At 47.6% G+C, this 24303-nt stretch carries 20 protein-coding genes; 10 read left to right on the top strand and 10 right to left on the bottom strand.

Translation table 11 applies throughout. The features are described from left to right. Nucleotides 1-25: 25 nt before the first annotated feature. The 8 genes from R3B84_07875 to R3B84_07840 all read right to left on the bottom strand — a co-directional run bounded on the left by R3B84_07875 (nucleotide 26) and on the right by R3B84_07840 (nucleotide 9485). Nucleotides 26-1201, bottom strand: coding sequence for an acyclic terpene utilization AtuA family protein (locus R3B84_07875; GenBank protein ID MEZ6140473.1), 1176 nt, complete (start codon nucleotides 1199-1201; stop codon nucleotides 26-28). Beyond that, nucleotides 1198-2052 (bottom strand): PHB depolymerase family esterase, encoded by an 855-nt coding sequence (locus R3B84_07870; GenBank protein MEZ6140472.1) that lies wholly within the window; start codon nucleotides 2050-2052, stop codon nucleotides 1198-1200. Before R3B84_07870 ends, R3B84_07875 begins: the two co-directional genes overlap by 4 nt. A gap of 76 nt (nucleotides 2053-2128) precedes the next feature. Continuing rightward, complete coding sequence (locus tag R3B84_07865) at nucleotides 2129-3445, bottom strand: PQQ-binding-like beta-propeller repeat protein (GenBank protein MEZ6140471.1); 1317 nt, start codon at nucleotides 3443-3445, stop codon at nucleotides 2129-2131. Between the two features lie 140 nt (nucleotides 3446-3585). Further along, nucleotides 3586-4491 (bottom strand): fumarylacetoacetate hydrolase family protein, encoded by a 906-nt coding sequence (locus R3B84_07860; GenBank protein MEZ6140470.1) that lies wholly within the window; start codon nucleotides 4489-4491, stop codon nucleotides 3586-3588. 32 nt (nucleotides 4492-4523) lie between these two features. Continuing rightward, on the bottom strand, nucleotides 4524-5492 hold the full coding sequence (locus R3B84_07855) for a ThuA domain-containing protein (protein MEZ6140469.1): 969 nt from the start codon (nucleotides 5490-5492) through the stop codon (nucleotides 4524-4526). 52 nt (nucleotides 5493-5544) lie between these two features. Further along, nucleotides 5545-6693 (bottom strand): DUF1501 domain-containing protein, encoded by a 1149-nt coding sequence (locus tag R3B84_07850; protein ID MEZ6140468.1) that lies wholly within the window; start codon nucleotides 6691-6693, stop codon nucleotides 5545-5547. Continuing rightward, the gene (locus R3B84_07845; GenBank protein MEZ6140467.1) at nucleotides 6690-6995 is read right to left on the bottom strand and encodes a DUF1501 domain-containing protein; all 306 of its coding nucleotides are present in this window, start codon (nucleotides 6993-6995) and stop codon (nucleotides 6690-6692) included. Before R3B84_07845 ends, R3B84_07850 begins: the two co-directional genes overlap by 4 nt. After that, nucleotides 6996-9485, bottom strand: a complete 2490-nt coding sequence (locus tag R3B84_07840; protein ID MEZ6140466.1) for a DUF1553 domain-containing protein — start codon at nucleotides 9483-9485, stop codon at nucleotides 6996-6998. 330 nt (nucleotides 9486-9815) lie between these two features. Here R3B84_07840 and R3B84_07835 point away from each other — a divergent pair, with 330 nt between their 5' ends. Beyond that, nucleotides 9816-9983: a hypothetical protein gene (locus tag R3B84_07835; protein ID MEZ6140465.1), complete on the top strand. Its 168-nt coding sequence runs from the start codon at nucleotides 9816-9818 to the stop codon at nucleotides 9981-9983. Between the two features lie 128 nt (nucleotides 9984-10111). Next, nucleotides 10112-10792, top strand: coding sequence for an ATP-binding protein (locus R3B84_07830; protein ID MEZ6140464.1), 681 nt, complete (start codon nucleotides 10112-10114; stop codon nucleotides 10790-10792). 19 nt (nucleotides 10793-10811) lie between these two features. On the opposite strand, the gene aat is transcribed toward R3B84_07830, so the two are convergent. Beyond that, nucleotides 10812-11504 carry a leucyl/phenylalanyl-tRNA--protein transferase gene (aat, locus tag R3B84_07825; protein ID MEZ6140463.1) on the bottom strand — a complete coding sequence of 231 codons (693 nt, stop codon included), beginning with the start codon at nucleotides 11502-11504 and terminating at the stop codon, nucleotides 10812-10814. A gap of 398 nt (nucleotides 11505-11902) precedes the next feature. On the opposite strand from aat, the gene R3B84_07820 reads away from it, so the two are divergent. From R3B84_07820 to R3B84_07800, 5 genes are all read left to right on the top strand, one after another. After that, on the top strand, nucleotides 11903-13957 hold the full coding sequence (locus tag R3B84_07820; GenBank protein ID MEZ6140462.1) for a prolyl oligopeptidase family serine peptidase: 2055 nt from the start codon (nucleotides 11903-11905) through the stop codon (nucleotides 13955-13957). A 104-nt stretch (nucleotides 13958-14061) separates the two neighbouring features. Then, complete coding sequence (locus R3B84_07815; GenBank protein MEZ6140461.1) at nucleotides 14062-14982, top strand: hypothetical protein; 921 nt, start codon at nucleotides 14062-14064, stop codon at nucleotides 14980-14982. Between the two features lie 77 nt (nucleotides 14983-15059). Further along, the gene (locus tag R3B84_07810; GenBank protein ID MEZ6140460.1) at nucleotides 15060-16661 is read left to right on the top strand and encodes a pyridoxal-dependent decarboxylase; all 1602 of its coding nucleotides are present in this window, start codon (nucleotides 15060-15062) and stop codon (nucleotides 16659-16661) included. Between the two features lie 30 nt (nucleotides 16662-16691). Beyond that, nucleotides 16692-17465, top strand: coding sequence for a TrmJ/YjtD family RNA methyltransferase (locus R3B84_07805; GenBank protein MEZ6140459.1), 774 nt, complete (start codon nucleotides 16692-16694; stop codon nucleotides 17463-17465). A gap of 32 nt (nucleotides 17466-17497) precedes the next feature. After that, nucleotides 17498-18055, top strand: a complete 558-nt coding sequence (locus R3B84_07800) for a GNAT family N-acetyltransferase (protein ID MEZ6140458.1) — start codon at nucleotides 17498-17500, stop codon at nucleotides 18053-18055. A 34-nt stretch (nucleotides 18056-18089) separates the two neighbouring features. On the opposite strand, the gene R3B84_07795 is transcribed toward R3B84_07800, so the two are convergent. Next, nucleotides 18090-18854: a hypothetical protein gene (locus tag R3B84_07795; GenBank protein MEZ6140457.1), complete on the bottom strand. Its 765-nt coding sequence runs from the start codon at nucleotides 18852-18854 to the stop codon at nucleotides 18090-18092. 94 nt (nucleotides 18855-18948) lie between these two features. Between R3B84_07795 and R3B84_07790 the strand changes: the two genes are divergently transcribed. The 3 genes from R3B84_07790 (at nucleotide 18949) to R3B84_07780 (ending at nucleotide 24239) form a co-directional block, all read left to right on the top strand. Beyond that, nucleotides 18949-19857 carry an NAD(P)-dependent oxidoreductase gene (locus R3B84_07790; protein MEZ6140456.1) on the top strand — a complete coding sequence of 303 codons (909 nt, stop codon included), beginning with the start codon at nucleotides 18949-18951 and terminating at the stop codon, nucleotides 19855-19857. 542 nt (nucleotides 19858-20399) lie between these two features. Next, nucleotides 20400-23012 carry a VIT domain-containing protein gene (locus R3B84_07785; GenBank protein MEZ6140455.1) on the top strand — a complete coding sequence of 871 codons (2613 nt, stop codon included), beginning with the start codon at nucleotides 20400-20402 and terminating at the stop codon, nucleotides 23010-23012. Between the two features lie 378 nt (nucleotides 23013-23390). After that, complete coding sequence (locus R3B84_07780) at nucleotides 23391-24239, top strand: DUF1559 domain-containing protein (protein MEZ6140454.1); 849 nt, start codon at nucleotides 23391-23393, stop codon at nucleotides 24237-24239. The last annotated feature ends 64 nt before the right edge of the window (nucleotides 24240-24303 follow it).

The raw sequence follows: 24303 nt of genomic DNA, 5'->3' as shown, positions 1-24303 counted from the left end.
GGTGAACCGCTCCACCTTGTTTCGATCAGGGTCGTGTACGGCAATGCAGTACCGCATCGACAGGTTTTCCTGCGACAAGTGTTCCCGGAACCGAATCCCCCGCCCCAAGAACTTCGATGTGGGTCCGCTGAAACTCGAAACCTGCGGACTTCAACCGATCAAGAATCAACTGCCCTGTCAATCGTGCTTTCGCAGTAACTTCTGGTCCCAGAATCACCAGCGTACTGCTCGCCTGATAGCCATCATGGTAAGCCATCGACACCTTATAGGTCGATGTTGCTGGTAAGCCGCGGGTATTGAGGACAGATACTCGATTGTTGCCATTTTGGCATAATCGAACCGAGGAAAAATCGGCAATCAAATCAGGCGTCACATACTGTTCCGGGTCGAAAACTTCATACAGCAACTGTTCGGCGATCGTTTCAGTATTCACAGCTCCGCCGGAGCCTTCTGGTTTGGTAATAATCAACTCACCATTTTCAGACAATTCAGCAAGCGGGTAGCCGATATTGGTAAAATCTGAAATTTCCTGAAAGTTGCACCACAATCCGCCCGTGGCCTGGGCACCGCATTCAATCAGGTGGCCAGCGACAATTCCTGCGGCCAAGCGGTCCCAATCCTGCCAACCCCAACCGAATTCGTGGGCAGCCGGTGCTAAACAGAGCGATGCATCGGCAACACGGCCGGTGATCACTATTTCAGCCCCAGCCTGCAGTATTTTTGCAATCGGTGGGGCACCCAGATAGGCGTTGGCACTGACGATTCTGCCTGAAATCGATTCAAACGGACTGCCATCGTCCAGATTCGTAAAGTGCTCGCCGGCAGCATGAAACTGGTCCAGGTGGGGCAAAATGTCGTCGCCAGACAACACTCCCACCGCACGTGGGCAATTATTCTCCTGCAAAAGTGCGAGTGCCTGCTCGGCACAAGACTTTGGATTCATCCCACCTGCGTTGGTAATGATCTTCAGGTGGGGCTGCTGAATCAACTCTGGCACAAGAGAACGTAAAACGGTGAGAAAATCATGAGCAAAACCTGCCTGTGGATTTTTTTGCTTCTGTCGAGTCAGAATCGACATGGTTAATTCAGCAAGATACTCCAGAGTCAGGTAATCCAGTTTCCCAGCCCGCACCAATCGCTTTGGTGCGTCAATGCTATCGCCCCAAAAGCCGCACCCATTACCAATTCGGATCGTTTTCATTGGTCAGTTCTCCTTGATTTTAAAGAGTGTTTTTGAAAAAAATCCCAAATCAGTTGGGTAGCATCAATCTCTTTGTGGTGCGGTCCACCTAATTTTTCGCCCATCTGACCAGCACCACCTGGCCAGTGGTGCCCCAGGTTGGGGATGATTTGTATCTGAAAACCATCTTGATGAGTGTTTTCTAATGAAGTCAAATGGGGCAGCTGCAAAATGGTTCGCCACCGATTTAATGAGTTCAAAACAGAGGGTCTGTTTTCAATTTTCCCCCACGGGGTGCGTGTAACACCACCTGCCACTGGCATTAATGGATCTGCCCCACCAATCAGGTAGTAGGTGGGAATCTGTCGCACGAACGGTGAATTTTCCAGCCAGCAATGCCCAGCGACTGGGGCAATCGCTGCAAATAGTTCTGGATGGTGTGCGGCAAGGCGAAAAGCCATTCCCGCGCCGTTAGAGAAACCTGTTAAGTAAATCCTTCGTGCATTAATCGGATACCGATCCAGCATAGATGAGATTAGTTTAATGATAAATTCTTCATCTTGGTGATTAAGTGCACGTCCAGATCCATCGTTCCATTCTTGTGGGTTCGTTAGAAACTTTGCAGGTTTTTCTTTATCTGGTGGTAGGCCATCGGGATAAACCACGACGAATTTTTCGTGTTCTGCCAGTTTCGACCAGCCGGTTTCTGTAGCGGAAAAAATGGAGCTCCCGCCCGCACCGTGGAGCATCAACACTAAAGGCAGTGATTCATCCGCGGCTGAATGTGGGGCATAATACATCCAAGTACGTATGCTGGCACCAACTGTCAGCTGGACCCGCTGATGGTTCGCAAGTGTTTCAGATGCCTGCACCACTACTCTCCAATACTAGACACATTTATTTTACAGGAGCGGGGTAGTGCTGAATCGGCTAATTTATGATCGGGTGTTATTCTGCGAGGGAATAGCAGATAATTTCGTTATCATTTCGCAGGTAAATTGATTTGTTTGCAAAAGCTGGGTGGGACCAAATCACCTTACGCCCGAAACATTCATGTGTTGTATCGATTAGTTTGGTGCGATCGATTTCTTCGTAACCTTTTGCGCTCAGGTTTGCAATAATCAGTTCACCAGTTTCCGCAAACAGGAAGTACCGCGAGCCATTTTTCACCATGAAGACAGTCCCCGAATTAATGCGAAAATCGTCTTGTTCTTTACCAGTCAGGGGTTTCATCGAACTCCACAATCGTTTGCCGGTTTTCAGATCAGCGGCAACAAAATTGCCAAGCTCGTGCATGCTGTAGATAATCCCGTCATGTAGAATTGGGTTCGAGTTTACAGGAGACACGGATGTTGTTTTCTTGCCACGCCATAATTCTTTTGCAGTGGGTTGTTTGTCGTCCAGTTTCACACCCACTGCTACGCCACCAATCCCACCTGCATAGAGAATCCCATTTTCAATCATTGGGGACATAATCGACATTTCATAAAGTGGTTCCAGAGAAACATCCCAGTTTTTGCTGCCGGTTTCCGGATTCAGGCTGACAATTGCCTTCGGGTGCCATACGACCAGTTGTTCGGTACCACCTGCTTGAATTAAATTGGGGGCAGAATAACCTGTGGCACCAGGATCAAGTGCTTTCCATTTCTCTTTGCCAGTGTTACGATCGAATGCCACAATCAAGGAACCTCTGCCGCCAACCAGGCAATAGAGGGTATCCTTGTGTACCAGTGGGTGGCCAGTGAAGCCCCACATGGGCACGGGTGACTGGTAATCTTTGACAAAATCTTTCGACCAGATTACTTTTCCAGTTTCTACATCCAGGCAGTTGAGGTGGCCCATGGCTCCAAGAATGAAAACCTGTTTCCCACTGACGGTGGGTGTGCAACGTGGGCCAGCGGGATAGCTGACTTTATATTTGCAGGCATATTCGTACTTCCACAATTCTTTGCCTGTGGCTGCATCCAGGCACAGTACCCGTTCTGTCCCTTCTGAAGCGGCCATCACACTCGGATTGTTGGCTGCATCTCCTGCTGTGCGGACGTAGTCTGTCACAAATACTTTTCCATCAGCCACTGCAGGTCCAGAATATCCACCGGAGATTTTTTGCGACCAGACTTTCTTAGGCCCACCTGCTGGGAACTTGGCGAGAATGCCAGATTCTTTCCATTGCGAATCGCGATTGGGCCCCAGCCACTGTGGCCAGTCTGCCGCTAACAATGTTCCCGTGGTAAGTACCACAGCCAGGCAACTAACTCGAAACATGAAATTCTCCAATAATTGCAAACCAATTTTTCAGGATGATGTGCACCGTTAGTCTAGACGATGGTGGGAGAATTTCGATTCTCTAGAGAAAAATGCGATATTATGAAATTGCAATGTTATTTTATCGCAATATTGCGAAGTTATTCGCCAATAACAATGTTTGCTAAAGTGCCAATTCCTGCAATGGTGGCACGCACCTGGTCGTTGGGGTGCAGCGATTTTCCTTTGGCAGAACCCACACCAGCTGGGGTGCCTGTGGAGATAATATCCCCTGGTTCCAGAGTTACCATCGATGAAATGAAAGAAATGATTTCAGCAACGCTGAAGATCATCTGACCAGTGCTGCCATGTTGCTGAATTTCACCATTCACAGTGAGCGTCATTTCCAGCGATTGTGGGTCTGAAATGTCTTTTGCACGGACTAGGCACGGCCCACATGGACAGAACGTATCAAACCATTTCCCGTGCAGCCAATCGAAAAAAGTGTCTCGTTCTCGCTTTTTACGGCTTGGGTTAGGTCGAAATTGTCGTTGGGTAATGTCGTTAACAATCGTGTAACCGGCAATATGTTCTGCAGCAAGGTCTGTGGGAATAGATTTCCCACGTTTACCAATTACTGCGGCCAGTTCAATTTCCCAATCGACTCCCACGGTTGCAATGTCTGGGATGATAATTGGTTTCCCATGTGCTGTTAATGTGGTGCTGGGGGGTTTCATAAAAACGTACGGAAAGGTTTCATCCCGTTCGGCAACAATGCCCCCACGCTCGACCACGTGGGCCGCGTAATTCCCTGCTAACAGAAAGATTTTCCTGGGAGAACCAATCGGCACCAGTAATTCAATATCCTCAGTAGGAATGCCAGTACGCCTACCGCTTAGCAAAATGTTTTCAAATAACTGAGCGATCAGCGGATCGTTGACAAAATCAACCAGGCAATTTTCATGTGTTTCTAATTCATGCTCAATGGGGTCAATTGGCACCACGAGATCATCAAAATAGAAGCCCACCTGAGTGACATTGTCTGCATTGAAACGGCATAATCGCATCAGAATACCTGCAACAAAAAATGTGGTGTGAATTACTCTCCTGGCACCTTGGGTGTGGGCGGCAGGATTGGTTTGAAAGCTTCTTTCCCTTTCTTATCAAGATTGATGTTCAGATCTTTCGGATCGAACTTTACTGATGCCCCGCCTTCAGGGACTTCCACTTTCGCCGACCACAGAATAGCATTCACTACTAGTTTACGGAAGTTTTCATCCCCCCAGTTTCGGTGGAAATGCCCACCGGTAAAACCAAAGCCCCGCCCACCATCTTTGCGTTCGTACGTCCAGGCAACATGTTCTGGTCTGCCGGGGTGCATGCGGGCTGCTTCGGTACGTCGTGTATTATCTGGTGGGATTGCAGTCAGAATCGGTGTGACATTTTTCATCCCTTCAACGAAACGCATGTTGTAATACCATTCATCATTGATCACGAATGGTTTCACCCCACTGGTTACTGGATGTTTCGGCAGAGCACGAAAGGCAGCATCCCAGTGCGGGTTAATGGAATAATCCGGTTCATAGTACCCACCCATCCAGCCAAGTACTCTTTTTCCATGGACAGGAAGATAATCAACGGCATAGTGAAGATTGACCCAGCCGACACCACGATCAATCAGTTTTTGAATTCGGTCCATCCGGTCACCTTTGTCGTCTTTTTTCACCACGGGGTGTCCACCGCGACCATCCATGTAAAAGACCAGTGCGTCGGCATTGTCGAACACAGCTTCATTTTTGGGCCAGCCGCCACGAACCATAATAGGCCACACATTTTCAGTTTGCTTTAGCAGGTTGCAAAGGATCGCAGTGCCAGCAAAAAACTCATGATCGCCCGCTCGATGGCTGGGTGTGCCAGCTACGAGCACAATCCGTTTTCCTTTGAACCCCGCTGGAGGTAGTTTTTCCAGTTCTACTTTCGACTGATCATACGGATCGACCATCTGTTCCTGGCTTTGGCACCAGGAAGCATTCAGACTGATGAAAACGAGGATGGAGAGGTAACGCATTATTTTTCCTTTGATTATTCAATCAGTTCAATTATGGGAAAATTCATCGTAATTAAGCAAGGATATTTTTCACAACTTTGCCATGGACATCGGTCAGGCGATATTGCCTTCCTTGAAAACGAAAAGTCAGTTTTTCGTGGTCAATTCCAAGCAGATGCAGGATAGTTGCCGCAAAATCATGGGCATCAACGCGGTTTTCGACTGCATTGTAACCAAAATCGTCAGATGAACCATAAGAGATCCCAGGCTTCACTCCACCACCTGCCATCCAGATTGTGAACGCATAGGGGTGGTGATCGCGTCCCCAGTTTTTCTTGTTCGCAAAATCACCTTGTAGAAATGGTGTTCTGCCGAACTCCCCACCCCAGATTACCAGGGTGTCTTCCAGCAGGCCCAGGCGTTTTAAGTCCTGTACCAGAGCTGCAGCGGGTTGATCGGTATCTTTGCATTGCGTTTCGAATTGGTAGGTCAAATTGCGGTGGTGATCCCAGCCAGCGTGCATCAATTGCACAAAACGCACCCCACGTTCCACCAGCCTTCGTGCCATCAGGCAGTTGTACGCAAATGAACCTGCTCGCATAACATCTGGTCCATAAGACTCCAGCACCTGCTTCGTTTCTGATTTGAAATCAGTTAATTCCGGTACGCTTGCCTGCATCCGATACGCCATTTCGTACTGGGCAATCCGAGTCAGAATTTCCGGATCCTGCACCCGCTGATGGTGCATCTGATTCAATTTGGCAAGATCATCCAGCATGCCCCGCCGGGCTTCACGGCTGAAGCCGTTTGGGTTGCTTAAATATAAGACAGGGTCACCACCGCTACGGAATTTCACACCCTGATGACGGGAAGGCAGAAAGCCACTGCCCCAGTAAAAATCGTAGAAAATCTGGCCGCAACTCGCTTCTTTATCTCGAGAAGTCATCACACAGAACGAAGGCAGGTTTTTGCTGGAATCGCCTAATCCGTAACTCAGCCAGGAACCCATACTGGGTCGGCCTGGCATTTCCGAACCTGTCAGAAAGAACGTAATTGCAGGTGCGTGGTTGACCGCACTGGAATGCATCGACTTCACAAAACAAATGTCGTCAACGATCTTTGCCGTGTGGGGAAGAAAATCGCAAACCCAGGCACCTGACTTGCCATGCTGCTGAAACTTCGGGTAGGGTGGAAGTACCAGTTTTTTTGCACCCTGGGTCATTGTGGATAATCGTTGATTCTTGTGGATCGATCCGGGATTTCCTGCCCACGAAACTTTTCCATCTTTGGTTTGTAATCAAACGTATCCAGGTGGGGTGGGGCACCATTCATGAAAAGATAGATCACACGTTTTGCTTTTGGGGCAAAATGAGGTAATCCTGGTAACGCAGTAGTAGCTTCCTGGGCAGCACCACTTTGGTGAAGAAGATCTGCCAGGGCAAAGGTACCCAGTCCACCCGCGGTGTTAGAGAACAACGCACGCCGGGTAAGTTCTGCCTGAATTTGTGATTTGTGGTGCATCATTTACTCCTGGCTCAATACTTCATCGAGATTCAGAACCAGCATCGCCATACTGGTCCACGCAGCTAATTCAACAGCATTCAGGCTGGCTGGTGGTTTACTTTCCCCCACCTGAAGCAGTGCTTTTGCCTCATCTTGCTTTGAAGTGAACGTTTTCAGATAACCCTCATAGCGCTGCAATAAAATGACTGTTTCTTCTGCTGAGGGTGGGCGGGCCGTTGCCTCACGGAACAATTGTTTTATCCGGTCACTTGTGGAAGCGTTTGTTGATATGAGGTTCTGTGCAATTACCCGTGCTGCTTCGACATAGGTGACATCGTTCATCAAGGTTAAAGCATGCAGTGGGGTGTTTGTTTGTGTCACCTGGACAACACAATTCTGCCGGTTGGCGACATCAAAAAACATGGTAGGGCCGACAATTCGACGCCAGAACTGATAGATGCTTCTCCGGTAAAGGGCAGTGCCAGTTTGCTGGGTATATTTGATCTGGCCGAAGGTGGCATCTTCCCAGATTCCAGGTGGCTGATAGCCCCGCACTGGTGGGCCACCCACATGCTCAACCAGTAATCCTGCCATTGCCAGCGCCTGATCACGCAACATCCAACTGGGTAGTCGTCGTCGCCCACTGTGGGAGAGCAGGCGATTTTCAGGGTCACGTTCAGCGATGTCTCCAGTGTAGTTGGAAGATTGCCGATAAGTATGACTGGTTACCAGCAGGCGAAGGAATTTCTTCAGATCCCAATTGTTATCGCGAAACTCCACTGCCAGCCAATCGAGTAACTCCGGATGGGAAGGCCGTTCACCCTGCAAACCGAAATCTTCAGGAGTTTTTACCAGGCCAATACCAAAAAATTGCTGCCAGAATCGATTCGCCAATACCCGAGCTGTTAGGGGATGAGAATCGGCCATGATCCATTTAGCCAAAGAATATCGGTTCATTCCTGTGTCTTTCGGCATCGGTGGCAACACATTTGGCACGCCATGCGAAACTTTTTCACCGTATTGGTTATAGGCACCTTTGATCAACACATGTGTCGCACGTGGAGTGAGGCGGTCTCGCATAATCATCGTTCTGGGTATTGATTTGTTGAGCTGATCCAGATTCTGCTCTAACTTGGTGATCGTTTGCTGCAGCGATTTGTATTCCGCATCCAATTCCAAAAAATGCTTCTGCAATTGCTGTTGTTCGGCTGCTGTAAGTGTTGATGCAGATTTTTCCAATAATTTAGCAAGTGGTGCGGGAAGTTGTTTGCTATCGATTGTTGAAAGCCATTTCGAATAATGCTTCAATAATTCGGCCTGCATTGGTGCCACAGCATCTTTCAGCGCTTTTATTTTTATCTGCAACAATTGTTGCTGGGTTTCCTGTTCGGGTGTGGGCAAGGAAAGTGTTGGTTCCATTAGTCCTGCACGAGGCCCACCTTCTTCAGCAATCGAATTAAAGAACGCACTCAACTGGTAATATTCTTTTTGCAGCAGCGGATCATATTTATGGTCGTGGCACCGACAGCAGTTGAAGGTAAGCCCCATCCAGATGGTCCCGGTGGTTTCCACGCGATCGAACACATACTCCACGCGAGATTCTTCTGCAATACGACCACCTTCACCATTGATCATGTGGTTGCGGTGAAAACCCGTAGCAACAAGTTGATCCCTTGTAGGTTGTGGCATCAAGTCGCCTGCCAATTGTTCAATTGAAAATTGGTCGAATGGCATGTTGGCATTGAAAGCATTTAATGCCCAGTCACGCCAGTACCACATTGCCCGCGTTGGATCGCCCTGATAGCCATTGGTATCTGCGTAACGGGCAGATTCCAACCAGTCCCACATCATCCGCTCACCAAACCTTGGTGATCCCAGCAAGCGATCCACGGCCTTTTCGTAGCGATCTGCAGGATCTGCAGCCAAATAGGTGTCTAATTCTTCCAGCGTGGGTGGTAAGCCAGTTAGATCTAGAGTCAATCGCCTCAGCAGTTTTGCAGGATCCGCTTCAGGAGATTGGCTAATTTTTTCTTTGGTCAGGCGAGCCACAATAAACTGATCAATCGGATTGTTTATCTGGCTACTTGGGGGTACTTCTGGAACAAGTGGCCGCTTTGGCGGTACGAATGCCCAGTGTGGTGCGTATTTTGCACCCTGGTCGATCCAGATTTTCAGGATTGCCTTCTGTTCAGGGGTCATCTTCCGATTGGAATCTGGCGGGGGCATCATTTCAAAGCGATCTTTGCTGTCGATGCGGGCCACCAACTCACTGCCGTTGCTTTTTCCTGGAATAATCCCCACGGCACCACCATCTTTGCCAGTGGCACCTCCGAATGTATCCAGACGCAGGTTTCCTTTCCGTTGCTTGGCATCCGGACCGTGGCAATGAAAGCAGTTTTCGCTCAGAATTGGCTGCACGTCTCGATTGTAATCGAGTTCCTTCAGTGGCTGTGCGGAAACTTGGCAAACAGCAGTGAAAAAAAGTGCGATGGGGAGAGAATATTTTTTCATGATTCCATTTGTTAATGAAAGAACCAGCGGGATGGTATTATTGTAATCGATGTCATTCAGCTTTCCTAATTCAAACTTCTACCAGCAAGTTATGCCCGTCCAGTAGGCAGAAAGTAAATTAAGTGAAATATTTTTCACTTAAATAATATATACTTAAATTCAGTATTTTGTCTGAGTAGGTTGGAAAAATTCGCCAAAAAAAGAAAAAATGAGTGATTATTCATTAGAAATCGATGAAAAAACCAACTTGTTCACGCAAAACAATTTGAAGGGGTAATCAGTTGCTACCAGTCACATATCGCATCGAACGGCAGGGAATCGAAAAAAGACTTGAACAAGGACGAAAAAGAAGGCCAACAGGAAGTTACAGTCATTGGTGAACGAGTGCGTAAATTTCAAACTCTGCACGAATTATTACAAAAACCGACCACTGCTTCACGATTGCAGAAATTTGATGCCATGATCGCCGATCAGCGGGGGCTGATTGCTGTCAATTGAGTTGTGTCGGACCAGATAATTTTCTTGAGCAGGTAACAGCAGTGGAACTTTTTGCACTTTTTCGCTTGATTCGTAAACTAAACGATTGATAGATTTCTGGTACTTTCACCTTTTTGCTGGTTGATGTCATGAGCACGGGTACTGCTGTTGCCGAAATTGCGGAACTGGCAGGGGGTTTCGTGCATGAGGTGAAAAATCACGTCAGCACGCTGAATCTGAACCTGCAACTTCTTGCAGAAGATTTTGCCCAACCGGAAAGCCCAAAGGAAAGGCGAGCACAACAACGAATCAATCGATTATTGAACCAGTGCCAGAGACTTGTTTCAATTTCGAACGATTTTCTTCGTTTCGCACGTGCAGAACAACTCTACAAGCAATCAACGGATATTCATTCCGTAGTTCAGGAAATGATCGACTTTTTTCAGCCCACTTCAAATGCGGCTGGTATCGAAATTGTCCTGCACGCTTCTCCCAGTATTCCGTTGATCATGGTTGATCAGCAACTTCTGAAACAGGCGTTACTAAATCTGATGATGAATGCTGAGCAGGCCATGCCAGAAGGTGGGGAGATTATTTTGCAGACACGTCTTGAAGACGACTTTGTGGTGCTGGATGTGATCGACAACGGAAAAGGCATTCCTTCAGAGCAGATTCCAAAGCTTTTTCAACCGTTTCACACCACGAAACCAGGTGGGAGTGGGCTTGGTTTGCCAACTACTCGAAGAATTGTCGAAGCCCACGGTGGGAAGATTCTGGTTCAAAGTGAAGTTGGAAAAGGTACCATGTTTTCTCTTTATTTTCCAAAATAGTTGGAATTGTTAGGAAATACTAATTTTTCCATTCGCCAGAAAATTGCTCTGGTTGGAAATGTACGTCTTTTTCTTTTGCCAGTCGATCAAGAATATCAAGATAGCATCCACGCGGGATATCAAATGCCCCCATTGATTTCGTATGTGGGGTGGTCATTTGGGTATCCATCACCAGAAAATTCTGTTTTCGAAGGTGCTGCATCAAGTAGACAAGTGCTACTTTCGAGGCATCGGTGGCACGATGAAACATCGATTCCGCTGCAAAAAGAGCTCCCACCGCAACTCCGTAGACACCGCCAATTAACTCCGTACTGTCCCAAACTTCAATACTGTGGGCAAAACCAGTACGGTGAAATCTGCTGTAAGCTCGAATCATTCGTTCATGAATCCAACTGCCTTCCTGTCGCACCGAACACGCTTGCATTACATCGCTGAATGCTTGATTACATGTGATTTTCCACGAAACCGTGCGAAGTCGACGTGCTAGACGGTGGGAAATGTAGATTCCTTCAGCGACGCTGAAAACCCCTCTCGGATCAGGCGACCACCACATAATTGGGTCGTCTTCATTAAACCAGGGAAAAACACCGTCCTGATAAGCCTGTCTCAACGTGGCAGCTGTCAAATCACCGCCCACGCCAATCAAGCCGTCTTCTCCCGCACTTCGGGGGTCGTACCAATAACGAATAATATCCCTGGGCTGCTCGCTCATCGGTGATTTCCTGTTCAGAAATATCTTACACCACATTACTTGTTCTTCGCAAATTTTGATCAACGTTCAGGAGCACATTCACTGGTAAAATGCAAAAATTCTTGCAATCCGAAAATTGCTATCGGCCATAAGTCCTTGCTATAAAAGAATTTGAAACATTTTTTGAAAAAAAATCGAATTTTTAATGAACTTTTGTACATAATCTCTCGTCTTAACATATGATGTGAAATTATTTCCAGTTGCACGTGCCGCAAATGGGAAGGCTTCAGACGGAAATTTCTGATTTCGATCAAATTCGAGATATAAGAGTATCGGAAATGACCGGCAGAGTTTTCATGTCGTTGTTTTTCAAACTCAATAAGAATTTTCTTTGTTCCAAAGATCAAAGGGAGAACATCGTGCGTTGCATCCTGTTAATGACCAGTATTCTGTTCGTCTTTGCCACTTCCGTGGGGGCACAAACCCACACGATTGTACCGGAAGATTATTTTTCGTTGCGGTTAGCCACCGAAGTGGCGCTGTCGCCGGATGGCAAATATATCGCCTACTCTCTGGCCAGTTGGGACGAAAACCAGAATACCCGCAAATCCGATCTGTGGGTGGTGTCCACAGACAAACGTCTTTCCGAACGTCTTTCCAAACGGCTGACTTTTGATCAGGCAGGCGAACGCCATTTGCAGTGGAGCAGCGATTCGCAATCGATTTATTGTCTGGCGAACCGCAAACGTGGTGGAGATGCGGAGCCGTACAATGGCACCACGCAGGTCTGGCAGGTGGGCATCACTGGAAACCAAATTCACCCTATTACCCGCAAGCGAGGTGGCCTTGCCGATTACGCTTACGACCCTGTCACTGAAACTGTTTATTACCAATTGAACGATACGACGCGTGATCAGGATGAATTTGCCCACCTGCGAAAGAAATACACCTCCGTGGAATACGGTCACGGCGTGCGGACCACTTCTACAATCCATCAACTATCATTGAAAAACTGGCGTGAACAGAAAATTATCGATGATCAGCGGTTTATTCGTGAATTTTCTGTTGCACCAGGTGGCGAACGGATTGCGATGATTACGGCGTTTGACGATACTGTGATCCGTTCGGAAGGGGGATCCCGTGTGGATGTCTGGTCGAAAACTACTGGCAATATAGTAACCCCACCGACGGCGTGCTACCGAGAAAAAGCGGCATCACCCCACGCCTGGCTGCAAACGCTGGCGTGGTCTCCCGATGGAACGAAGTTCGCCTTCTGTGCGGTGTTCGATGCCTATCCCGCTGAGATTGTGATTGGTAGCATTGCTGATAGTCAATGGTCTACCGGGTTGATGCCGAGGCCCGATGAAATTCATGTTCAGGGTTACGGTTCACCCATTCAATGGTTTGATGATGATCATCTCTTGTTCTGTCTGGAAAAAGAAGGTACGGTGACTCCGGTATTGTCTGCGGGGTCGTCCATTATTCCGATTGTTTCAGCAGAACTGAAAAATAACGTGGTGTATGGTGTGCATGCCAGTGCCAAAACGAAACAACTGACAATGATCTTATCGACCAATACGGCATTCGCAGACATCTTTGTGTCTGATATTGCGAAGAAAGCACTGCCCACGAAATTGACAGATATCAATCCGCAAACAAGTGATTGGAAGTTGCCCAAAGTAAGCCACATTCGGTGGAATGCGGTAGACGGCAGCAAACCAGGTGGCATTCTGGAATTACCCTATGGCTGGGATGGGAAAACAAAACTCCCGCTGGTGGTTGCAATTCACGGTGGGCCAACGACAGCGACCAAAGTGGATGTATTGCTCGACCCCCACAACGCCCGTGGGTATTTCACCGCTGCTGGTTATGCCGTGCTATGCCCCAACTATCGTGGGTCGACAGGTTATGGTGACAAATATCTCACCGATTTGGTCGGCCGTGAAAATGATGTGGAAGTAAAAGACATTATTGCAGGTATCCAGCATCTGATCAAAGAAGGTATTGTTGATCCCAACCGCATCGGTGTAGCAGGCTGGAGCAATGGTGGCTACCTCACTAACTGCTTGATCACGTTGAAAGACTCGCCCATCAAGTTTAAAGCTGCCAGCAGTGGTGCAGGAATTATGGATACCTGTGCAGAGTGGGGCTTCAACGATGAACCGGCTTATCCACGAGTGTTTAAAAAAGGCCACCCCTGGGAACAACCGGATTTGTACCGGAAAACCTCGCCAGTATTTGATCTTGCGAATGTAACGACACCCACCATTATTCATGTGGGTGGGAATGATGTTCGCTGCCCTCCAGGACATAGTCAGATGCTGTATCGTGCGTTGAAAGAATACCTGCACGTGCCATGCGAGTGGATTACCTACACCGGCGAACCCCACGGTTTATCCAAATTAAACAACCGTCGGGCAAAGATGGAATGGGATCTTGCCTGGTTTGACAAATACCTGAAGAATGCCAAGTAAACAGAGAAATTTGCCTTTCACTCGAATTTTGAGCAAAGATTGATCTTGCAGCGGTTCATTTTCAAAGGTATCGCCAATCAATGTGCTGTATTTTTGGGGAACAGATGCAAATTCGCTTGCTCTTTTGTGTGATGATGTTGTTTGCTTGCCTATCGGGTATGCAAACACTTCTGCACGCCCAGGGTAAACTATCGGAAGTACGCACCGATGTGAAACCGAAGAAAGATGAAGACAACGACGAGGAAGAGCGAAAAAAGCGGAATGCCCAGCATGATGATTACCGCCGACGCAGCAGTGGGGGTAATGTCAACCCGTTTTATGATGATGGTTTGTTCCTGGGGATCTTTTTGTTAGGACCTGAACCACTTCCAAAGGAATATGATCCTGATGCGGATGAAGTTTTTGCCGGAAATCATCGATCATGGATTGGTCATTTACCCTATCCATTTTATTCGGGGATTGATGGCTGGCTGTTAACGGACAGCACACTCCGTGGGTCTGATATCGAATCGTTACATCAGAGCGATCTACACGAAATTGCATTTCGGGGTGGGGCTGAAATTGGTTTACCCATTAACGACATTTTCCGGTTGCGTGGTGAAGTTTCAGTGGAATCAGCAACATACCAATGGGGCTTAAGCACCACGTGGGATTATTACCATGAATCACTTCCAGGTGGGCGTACCGATTCTACAACAATCGGTACGATCAATGCCACCTTGCGTGCATTGACAAGCCAGGTGTTTTTATTGCGTTTGGGGATGGGTGCAAATATCCTGACAGACCGTTACCAGACTAACGGTGGCATTAATTTTCTCTTTCAATCAGATATTTTTGTCGCTGAACCAGTGTCATTAACTATCCTGGGCGAAACAGGAATGCTGGGATCTGCCCGCACGTCCCACATGCGGGCGAGTGTTGGCTACCACTTAGGACATATGCAATTTACCATGGGCTACGATCATCGCTGGATTGGTGATACCAACTTAAGCAGTCCGTTTGCAGGAATTCACTTTTGGTATTGATAGCATTCAGTTGTCTGCCAGCGTGCTGATGCTTCAGCATCCTATAATATCCTTTCAGGCGAATTGAGGGTGCACCATTGAATGCAGATCGTTTTCAGGAACTGGTAGATACGTTTTTTACGTGCAACCGCACCCAGTTATTAGAAATTATTAACGAATTACTGCTGGCCCACGAGGCAGAGCAGTCTTTGCCCCCAGGTGGGGTGATGTCGCGAAATTATGAAACGGCCCAGGCAAATCCTGAAATTCATACACTTCCTGGGAATTTGAAAGATGCACGTGATGCCATTTTTCCATTTTTCTGGGGTACCGATAACTGGCAATCGAAGTTGCATCTGGAAAATGTGAAAGGCCCACCGAATTATGCGTCGCTGATAGGCACCTTCGCTGCGGTTCTGAAAAACCCGAACATGTGTGTTGATACGTACTGTCTGCGATCGAATGAGCTGGAAGTGAAGGCGATTACCGCACTGGCCAATCTCATTTTCTACCACACGCAATCGCCCTGGGGTGTCTTTACCATCGGTGGTACCATCTCCAATTTGTATGCAGGCAAATTGGGGATTGAAAAGGTTGCCCCCGGCACCATGCGTAAAGGAATGCAGGAAGCCAATCTCGTGGGGGTGGTATCTGAAGCGGGCCATTATTCCAACGAAACTCTTGCTGGCTGGCTGGGGATGGGTGTAGATAACCTCCATGCAATTCCCACTGATCGTGACATTGCGATGCGAATCGATCTGCTGGAAGCAAAGTTGGATGAACTCTACCAGGCGGGCAAAAAAGTGGCATTTGTCATCGCGACATTTGGCACTACAGATGCCTTTGGGATCGATGATATCGCTTTAATTCGAGAAGTAATCAATCGCAAAGCAATGCAGTATCAGGCAACAATCCCCCACTTGCATGCAGATGCGGCTGTGGGCTGGGTCAGTTGTTTTCTAACAGAGTATGACCTCACAGCAAATCCGTTGGAAATTCATCCAAGTACTCTGGCATTGGTAGAAAAATCGCAGCAGGCAACCAAAGGTTTTCAACATGCTGATTCTGTAACTATCGATTTTCACAAAATGGGCTGGGGGCACTATCCATCAAGTGCCTTTATTGTCAGCCGACGCGATGATCTGGCATTGCTCACACGATCCTTAGATGAGATACCGTATTTTGCAGAAGCCGATTTTCGCCACGATCCTGCACTTTTTACACTGGAGTGTTCCCGACCAGGTATCGGTCCTTATTCGGTAATGGCATCCTTGAATGGGATCGGACTGCAAGGTTACCGGATGCTGGTAGTGCAGGCAATAGAGCGAGCACGTCAGTTAAAAGAACGGATCGAGCGGTTTGATTTTTGCAAGGTCCTGAACTTAAATACCCCAGGACCAAGTGTTTGCTGGTGGGTGCTGCCACGTGGGCGGGATGCCAAGCGGATTTTTGAACGATTTGAAAATAATGAACTAACCATTGAAGAACGGGAGCAATATTTACACGAGATTCGGCGGATGTATGAAAAGCGGGAATCTGCAATGAATCCTGCTGTGGATGCCCGCTTAAGTTTTACCAGATCCTACGGTTATCATCCCCACGGTCAGACGTTGCCCGCATGGAAAGCAGTGTTCTTCAACCCCCGCACGGACGATGAAGTGATTGATCGGATCATCGCCAGTATTGAAGATCTCACATAACCAACAACTCAATGCTCAGTCGCAACTGTAATGGGTGAAATTCTGAATTGGAAATCGAACTGTCGAATCGTGCTGGTGCAGCCGAAATTTGCAGGCAATATTGGCATGACTGCCCGCGCAATGGCCAATTTCGGGTTTTCCAATTTGTATCTGGTAGACCCACTGGCAAATCATCACGATATCCAGGCGACCATGATGGCGCGGGAAGCAACCCACATCCTTCGTGATGCCAAAGTGGTAGCGACATTGCAGGAGGCAATCGCAGCAACTCATTACGTCATTGGTACTTCCGGCAAAATTTCTCGGAATGAAGCAGATCAGCCCTCACCCACGCCCAAGTGGGTAGTGGGTCATCTGGAAAGTCAATTTCCTTCAGGTTGTGGACTTGCCATTCTGTTCGGTTCGGAAACAGACGGTCTGACCAAAGACCACCTGCAATATTGCCAACAACGGATGCTGATTCCCACGGTGGCAGAACATCCCAGCATGAACCTTGGTCAGGCAGTGGGAGTGTGTCTTTACGAATTATCGCAAATCCGCTGGCATTCGCTCCCAACATTGGCCCCGAATCAACAAAACAGTGCGACCATTGCTGATATTGAAAGACTGGTTCAGGTATTTGAGCAATCGTTGCGTCGCACCACGTCGAAGTGGGATGGCCATCACGTTCAGAACATCATCGCCTTGCGCCAGTTATTGGCGAAAGCCTCATTACAGAAAAAGGAACTTCAGGCACTTTACCAAATCGCCCGCACGCTCGAACGACTGGTTGAACTTGGTGGTGCCGCTGATTCTCCTGAGTGAATAACCGTTACCGAAGCGAAATCAGGAATAGTATGAGAGAACCTTCACTTTTAACCGCACGTCTGGTGTTGCGTGACATCACAGAACTGGATGCCAGGTCACTGCTTGAACTGGATGCTGATCCTGAGGTGATGCGGTACATGGGGGATCGACCAGCGACAACGATTGACTGGTACCGCGACCGTATTCGCACTGTTTACATGTTGAACCTGAGCCATCCCTGGCATGGCATACGAATTATTGAAGACCGCACCACTGGGCAGTTTTTGGGGTGGATATTCATCAGACCGGCGATCAAGGCACAATTTGCTGCAGAAATTGGCTGGACAGATCCCAATGCGGAAGAGATTGGTTATCGCCTGCAGCAATCTGCGTGGGGACAGGGTATTGCGACAGAAGCCGCAACTATCTTGCTGCACATTGCCGAAAATGACCCAAAAACCAAGTCCATAGTTGCCTGTGCCCACGCGGAAAACGCTCGCTCAATTCGAGTGGTACAGAAGCTTGGATTGTTGCAGGTGGGAAATTGTTTTCTTGATGAATGTGGGAAGCCAGTAGTAAAACTTGAAAAAGAACTCCACCTGCAATAAGTGAATGAAAATTCACTAATTTTATTCGGCTTGGTTATAACCGATTCTCTTCCACCAGTTGCAGTTTTTTGGCAAGACGTAAATAATCCTGTTCGCGTGGTGTGCTTCCCAATCTGGGATTTTTCCGATTTACCAGATTCATATGATCTGCATGCCAAACTTCGCAGGATTCGCCATATTGAGCAGAGGAAAGGGAAACAACCCCGTCGTTGTCACCTTCAATCGCCTTCACAATTCGGTGCATCGGCCTCCAGGTGGGCGTCAGAACGGCTCTGCTGCAGTTTCCTGCTACAGAAAAGTACCTAACGTTGGGAATGTTGGGTGTATTCTCATTAAAGCGGCGGCAAGAAGTCGTGGTCAAGTCTTCAAATGCCTGGCAGGGAATCCGCAACGCACGCAGAAGTGGCATGTAAATCCGGCCTGGATAACGAATGCACCAATCGGCAAAGCTACTACCACGGTGGGGCGTTCCAATCGTGGTCAGCGAATGGACCTGATCTGCCATGCCCAGGTGGGTGATCATATGGCGTGCATCCAACCCACCCATGCTGTGGGCGATGATATGCACTTGTTCATTTGGAAATCGCCGGATGATATATCTGCGGAGCTCGACTGCACGTTCTTCAATGCCCCGGGTTAGGCTCAATTGGGGAATCCCCACCCGCAAGCCAGACTGGTTCAATGTTTGCTCAATTCCCGGAAAATAACGAGCAAATGTAATCGGTCCGAGATAAACTCGACCAAAGCCAAACAGCCCATGAACCAATACAATCGGCCTTTGAAGAACAATATCTGGCATTAATGGTCGCTACTTGCAATCATGAAGTTTGTAAGAAATATTCACGAACTCTTCATGATAGCATCCTGACAGCGAAATGCAACTGGAGAAACGAATGAGCATCGTGATTGCCCAGCCTGGTAAAACTCGCATTGGCTGGATTGGCACAGGAGTGATGGGACGCTGGATGTGCCAGCATGCCATGGAAAAAGGCTTTCAGGCAACAGTTTACACACGCACGCCAGAAAAAGCCCAGCCACTAGTCGAGTTGGGGGCGAAATTAGCTGGAAGCCCACGCGAAGTGGCAGAAAATTCTGACGTGGTTTTTGCGATTGTGGGCTTTCCCAGCGATGTACGGGAGGTCTTTTTGGGTGAAAAAGGTGCACTTTCGGGTAGTAAGGCGGGCACAATTCTGGTTGATATGACCACCAGTGAGCCCACTCTAGCAGTAGAAATATACAAAGCTGCGCTCGAAAAAGGGGTGTTTTCGCTCGATGCACCTGTTTCGGGGGGCGATGTCGGTGCTAAAAATGCCGCACTTTCCATTATGATTGGGGGCGATGCAGAAGTAGTGGCTGCGGTTCAGCCAATTTTTGAATGTATGGGCAAAACAATTGTGCACCAGGGCAAAGCTGGTTCCGGACAGCACACCAAAATGGTGAATCAGATTTTGATTGCTGCCAATATGATTGCGGTTTGCGAAGGATTGCTTTACGGTTATAAATCCGGGCTGGACCTGGAAACTGTATTCAAATCGGTTTCTGTCGGTGCGGCAGGCAGCAAAGCGCTGGAGGTGTTAGGCCCACGGATGATGGCACGCAACTTTGAACCTGGCTTCTATGTAGAGCACTTTATCAAAGACATGGGGATTGCCCTGGCCGAAGCCGAAAAAATGAACATCTGTCTTCCTGGTTTGGCACTGGCCAAGCAATTGTACGAAGCGGTCCGTGCCCAGGGTTATGGCCGCAAAGGCACCCACGCCCTGTTACTTGCACTGGAACATATTTCGAACGTGAAACGGTAGTTGATTACCTGAAATCATAAATCCAGTTAAGAAGTTTTTTTCGAACAGATCGCAAGAAATTCAATTCTTCTTAAAACAATTGTAGTGCAGTAGATTTTCTGAGTCATCTTCATATTTCTGTACACTATCAATTATCCTTCAACTTGAAGGGGTGATATCAATTTTCCAAAAATTCACAAAAAAGTTTCCGTTGACGTAACTTATTATTGGATTAGCACTTGCGACGGATGCATTTCGCAAAAACAACGCCCATGCGAGAAAAAAATGCCAAAATCTGAAAGCTCGAGGATATATTAATATAGCGTGGAAATAATTCCATGCTTCCAAGAGCGATCTTCCAGTGATATCTGTGGGAAGGCGTTCGGGCAGTGATCGGCGAGCAAAGTGGAAAGCCTATTGTTTCTCATGGTTTTCTCATCACCACTTCTGCTTGAAACGTGCTGGGAAATGTAACCAGTCCGTAACAGCCCGGTAATATTGCAATCCCCAATAGCACCGCTTTCGTTTATACTTGCGGGAGATAGTTTGAAGAGGAGATGGACATGTTGATTCGCCAATATTGTGTCGCCCTGATGCTGGTCTTTGCTACGCAGCAATTGTGCTTCTCACGTGGCCTTGTTGTGCCACATGACAAGCAAGTGCCCCCACTGGGGATGGTATTCCACCGAGTTAATATCGATATTCAGGATCAGGTTGCCATCACTACCGTGGAACAGGCATTTCGAAACCACACCAACCGTGCCTTGGAAGCAGAATACCTGTTTCCGGTGCCTAAGGGGGCCAGTGTCAACAAACTGACTATCTGGGTGAATGGCAAAGAAGTTCATGGGGAATTGCTGCCTGCGAAAGAAGCGACAGTCATTTACAATGAAATAGTTCGCAAAACCAAAGACCCTGCTCTTCTGGAATACGTCGGTGGGGATCTGGTACGCTTGAAGTTGTTTCCAATTCAGCCCCGCAACGATCAAAAAGTAAAAGTCAGCTATACTTCCATTGCCAATCAGGACAATAAAGTTGTTGAGTATGTCTACCCGCTGAAAACGGATGGCAAAGCCCTGGCCACATTGGAAGAATTTTCCATCTCTGCCGTGCTTCGGTCCCAACAGGCGATTCAGCATGTGTATAGCCCCACCCATGCGGTTGATCTGTCGCGGCGCAGCGACAAAGAAGTGCGTATGGAGTTCCGAAAATCGCAATCAATCTTGGATCGCGATTTTCAATTATTTTACACACTGGGTGATCAGGAAATTGGTCTGACCCCACTGTTTCAACGGCATGTGACAGGTGAGGCGGGACATTTTCTGTTTCTGCTTTCGCCTGAAATGGAAAAAACAAAGGAAAAATCGGTTGCCCGTGATATGGTGCTGGTGCTCGATACTTCAGGCAGCATGACTGCGGTAAAAATGGACCAGGCACGCAAGGCTATTAAGCATTGTCTGGCGAATCTGCGGGCGGAAGACCGATTTAATGTGGTCAGCTTCAGTACCACAGTGCGGCAGTATCGCGAGCAGCTGGTCGATGCAAAACAGGATCAGATTGAAGATGCCATGAAATGGGTAGATGACTTACGATCGGGTGGTGGAACGGCAATTGAACTAGCATTGCTCGATTCCATGACGTTACGCACAGCAGATAAGGGTAGATCTTTTACGATGGTATTTTTCACCGATGGTCAGCCCACGATCGGTGAAATGAAGCCCGAAAATATCTTAAAGCATGTGCAGGAAAAAAATACTGCCAACACACGTATCTTTACTTTTGGTGTGGGCGACGATGTGAATACTGCACTGCTGGATCAACTGGCAGAAACTACCAAGGCAATCAGCACGTATGTGCGACCCGCTGAAGATATCGAAGTGAAAGTATCCAGCTTGTACAGCAAGATCAGCCATCCCATTATGTCTGATCTGCGGTTGCGATCATCCACAAACGTCAAGTTATTTGAAATGTACCCCACGTCATTGCCGGATTTGTTCTATGGCAGTCAATTAGTGGTGCTGGGCAAATACACTGGCAGTGGAACTGGCACCATTACACTTAGCGGTCAGGTGAACGGTAAAAAGCACGAGTTCAAATACGAAGTCAAGTTCCCAGAACGCACCAAAGACGAACGGGGCTTTGTGGAGAATCTGTGGGCACGCCGCAAAGTAGCTTTTCTGCTCGATCAGATTCGATTGAACGGTGAAAACAAGGAATTAATGGATGAATTGATTTCGCTTGCAAAACTACACGGAATTGCAACACCCTACACAAGTTACCTGGTAGTGCCTGATGCTCCAGTACCATTGGCTCAGAATCCTGCACCTCCGGCTGGTTTGCCAGCCAACCCCACGAAACCAGTTACTGGATCACATAGCCAGTTTGGTGGTCAGTTTGGTGGAGGTGGATTCAGTGGAGGCTTTGGCGGCCAATTTGGAGGCCAGTTTGGCGGTCAGTTCGGAGGCGGATTTGGTGGTGGGAGTATTCCTGGTGCACCCGCACCCGTCGTGGGGGCAGGGGACAAGAATCAGAAAGTAGAAGATTTTGCCAAAGACATCGCGAAAAAGCCTGGCGAAATTGGATCTTCCCGAGGTGTTTACGAAAAAGATCGTTTGAAAGAACTGGCAAAGCAGTTGGATGATAATATCGAGAAATTGGATCGGGCTCGCCGAGACAATAAAACCGATCCTAAGGGATTGCAGCAACTTGAAGAGCAGGCAAAGGAAGTGAAAAAAGAACTGGAATCTGCCCAGGTGCAGATTCGAGATCTGACACTGGCAGGAAAGTTATTGAACTCTGGCAATTACCGCCAGGCACAGTCCGGTGCCGTGGGTGTCAACGTGGCAATTGTTGCCAATAATTTGCGAAATCAAACCCGCCTGACTCCCACAGCGAATCGTCGAGTGCAAGGAAGAAACTGCATTGAGGTTGGTGGCCTGTGGATTGACGAACGGTTTTCAGCCAACATGAAAACGGTGGCAGTCAAGTCGCAAAGCAATGCCTACTTCAAAATTCTCCAAGCCCAGCCAGAAATGAAAGAAGTGTTTGCTTTGGGGAACTATCTGGTATTTATTACTCCCAGCAACACCGCATTGATTCTGGATGAAAACCATGGTCTGGAAGAACTGACGGATGCTGCCATCGAAGATCTGTTCCGTAGTCCCGCGAAGAAGTAGTTTTTGTAATTCAGTTCAGTACTATTCCTGAGTTATCAACTAATCGCCCAGGCAATTTCGACTTCGTTGAAAACATTTTTCAACATCAGATCCCACATTACTGATTATTTTAATTTGACAATATGTAGGAAAATTCGTGTTGCTCAAGTTATGACAAATTCTCATTTGTTACTATATACGGGTCTAAAAAAAATTCTCATTTGAATTGGTGGCATTTCATTTGCATAGGTTTATACCGACCCAGAAAAGTAGAAGGAGAGAAGAGATTTAACAAGAAAATCCGCCGAAACAACCCAAATTGTGCTGGGAAAACCAGCAAGTTGTGCTCAAAAAATCAGCACACAGAAACTCATCACGAAACAAAGGAGAATGATTTTTATGTTGATGAAAAGAAAATTAAAGAGTGCAGAACGGACAGCGTTCACCCTGATTGAACTACTGGTAGTTATTGCCATTATCGCAATTCTTATCGGTCTTCTCTTACCAGCAGTGCAAAAAGTGCGTGAAGCTGCAAATCGGAGCAAATGCCAGAATAATCTGAAACAAATTGTTCTGGCATTACACAATTATGAGGACGCATACAAGCGTTATCCAGCCGGCAACAGCAGAATGTTCGTAGAACTGATGCCATTCCTGGAGCAGGACAATATCGTCCGCTCTTATGCATCGAATGCAGCAGTTACTTCAGTAAACAAGGTAGCCATCCTGACTTGCCCTTCCAACGAGCGTGGTACAGGGTTGCACGTAATTACCAGTTCATCAGAAAGTTCTTACAGTAGCAGTTCTGCATCAATCACTTATGGAAGAGTTGATTACGTTGCCAGTGCTGGCAGAAGCACAGCACCGTATGAAGGAGTTTTTCGCACAAATAATTTACAACCTACTCACGCTTCAGTTACGGATGGCTTGTCCAATACGATTGGCTTTGGTGAATATGCCGGGAAAAATTGCCATGCGACAACAGGTAGTTGTTACATGGCCTGGGCAGCTGCGCCATGTGTGAAATGGAGTAATTATTCACCGACACCTGTAAATGGACCACAATGGAACAGTAATTTTGGGTTCTCATCTGCCCACACTGCTGGTGGTAACTTTGCCATGATGGATGGTTCTGTGCGAATGGTGCGATATTTCGGCTACTACACGAGCGGGACCAATGCAAGTTATTTAACCTGGTTGCGAATGTGTGGGAGAGCAGATGGTGAGGTGATGAGCAATGAAATCTAATCGAGAAATCGGATTCATTCGCTTGTGGCGTGCTGGGATCCTGTTTGGTGTGTTGATAGCTGGT

The organism is Zavarzinella sp., assembly GCA_041399155.1.
Lineage (GTDB): Bacteria > Planctomycetota > Planctomycetia > Gemmatales > Gemmataceae > JAWKTI01.
Note: the sequence above shows the minus strand (reverse complement) of the source record. Positions and strands in the feature narration are given on the sequence as shown.

Excerpts from the sequence above, each read along its gene's own strand:
- R3B84_07815 (MEZ6140461.1), top strand. The coding sequence starts at position 14,062 with ATGCAAATTCGCTTGCTCTTTTGTGTGATGATGTTGTTTGCTTGCCTA.
- R3B84_07840 (MEZ6140466.1), bottom strand. The coding sequence starts at position 9,485 with ATGAAAAAATATTCTCTCCCCATCGCACTTTTTTTCACTGCTGTTTGC.
- R3B84_07860 (MEZ6140470.1), bottom strand. The coding sequence starts at position 4,491 with ATGCGATTATGCCGTTTCAATGCAGACAATGTCACTCAGGTGGGCTTC.
- aat (MEZ6140463.1), bottom strand. The coding sequence starts at position 11,504 with ATGAGCGAGCAGCCCAGGGATATTATTCGTTATTGGTACGACCCCCGA.
- R3B84_07790 (MEZ6140456.1), top strand. The coding sequence starts at position 18,949 with ATGAGCATCGTGATTGCCCAGCCTGGTAAAACTCGCATTGGCTGGATT.
- R3B84_07780 (MEZ6140454.1), top strand. The coding sequence starts at position 23,391 with ATGTTGATGAAAAGAAAATTAAAGAGTGCAGAACGGACAGCGTTCACC.
- R3B84_07850 (MEZ6140468.1), bottom strand. The coding sequence starts at position 6,693 with ATGACCCAGGGTGCAAAAAAACTGGTACTTCCACCCTACCCGAAGTTT.
- R3B84_07800 (MEZ6140458.1), top strand. The coding sequence starts at position 17,498 with ATGAGAGAACCTTCACTTTTAACCGCACGTCTGGTGTTGCGTGACATC.
- R3B84_07785 (MEZ6140455.1), top strand. The coding sequence starts at position 20,400 with ATGTTGATTCGCCAATATTGTGTCGCCCTGATGCTGGTCTTTGCTACG.
- R3B84_07830 (MEZ6140464.1), top strand. The coding sequence starts at position 10,112 with ATGAGCACGGGTACTGCTGTTGCCGAAATTGCGGAACTGGCAGGGGGT.
- R3B84_07845 (MEZ6140467.1), bottom strand. The coding sequence starts at position 6,995 with ATGATGCACCACAAATCACAAATTCAGGCAGAACTTACCCGGCGTGCG.
- R3B84_07875 (MEZ6140473.1), bottom strand. The coding sequence starts at position 1,201 with ATGAAAACGATCCGAATTGGTAATGGGTGCGGCTTTTGGGGCGATAGC.
- R3B84_07855 (MEZ6140469.1), bottom strand. The coding sequence starts at position 5,492 with ATGCGTTACCTCTCCATCCTCGTTTTCATCAGTCTGAATGCTTCCTGG.
- R3B84_07805 (MEZ6140459.1), top strand. The coding sequence starts at position 16,692 with ATGGGTGAAATTCTGAATTGGAAATCGAACTGTCGAATCGTGCTGGTG.
- R3B84_07865 (MEZ6140471.1), bottom strand. The coding sequence starts at position 3,445 with ATGTTTCGAGTTAGTTGCCTGGCTGTGGTACTTACCACGGGAACATTG.
- R3B84_07795 (MEZ6140457.1), bottom strand. The coding sequence starts at position 18,854 with ATGCCAGATATTGTTCTTCAAAGGCCGATTGTATTGGTTCATGGGCTG.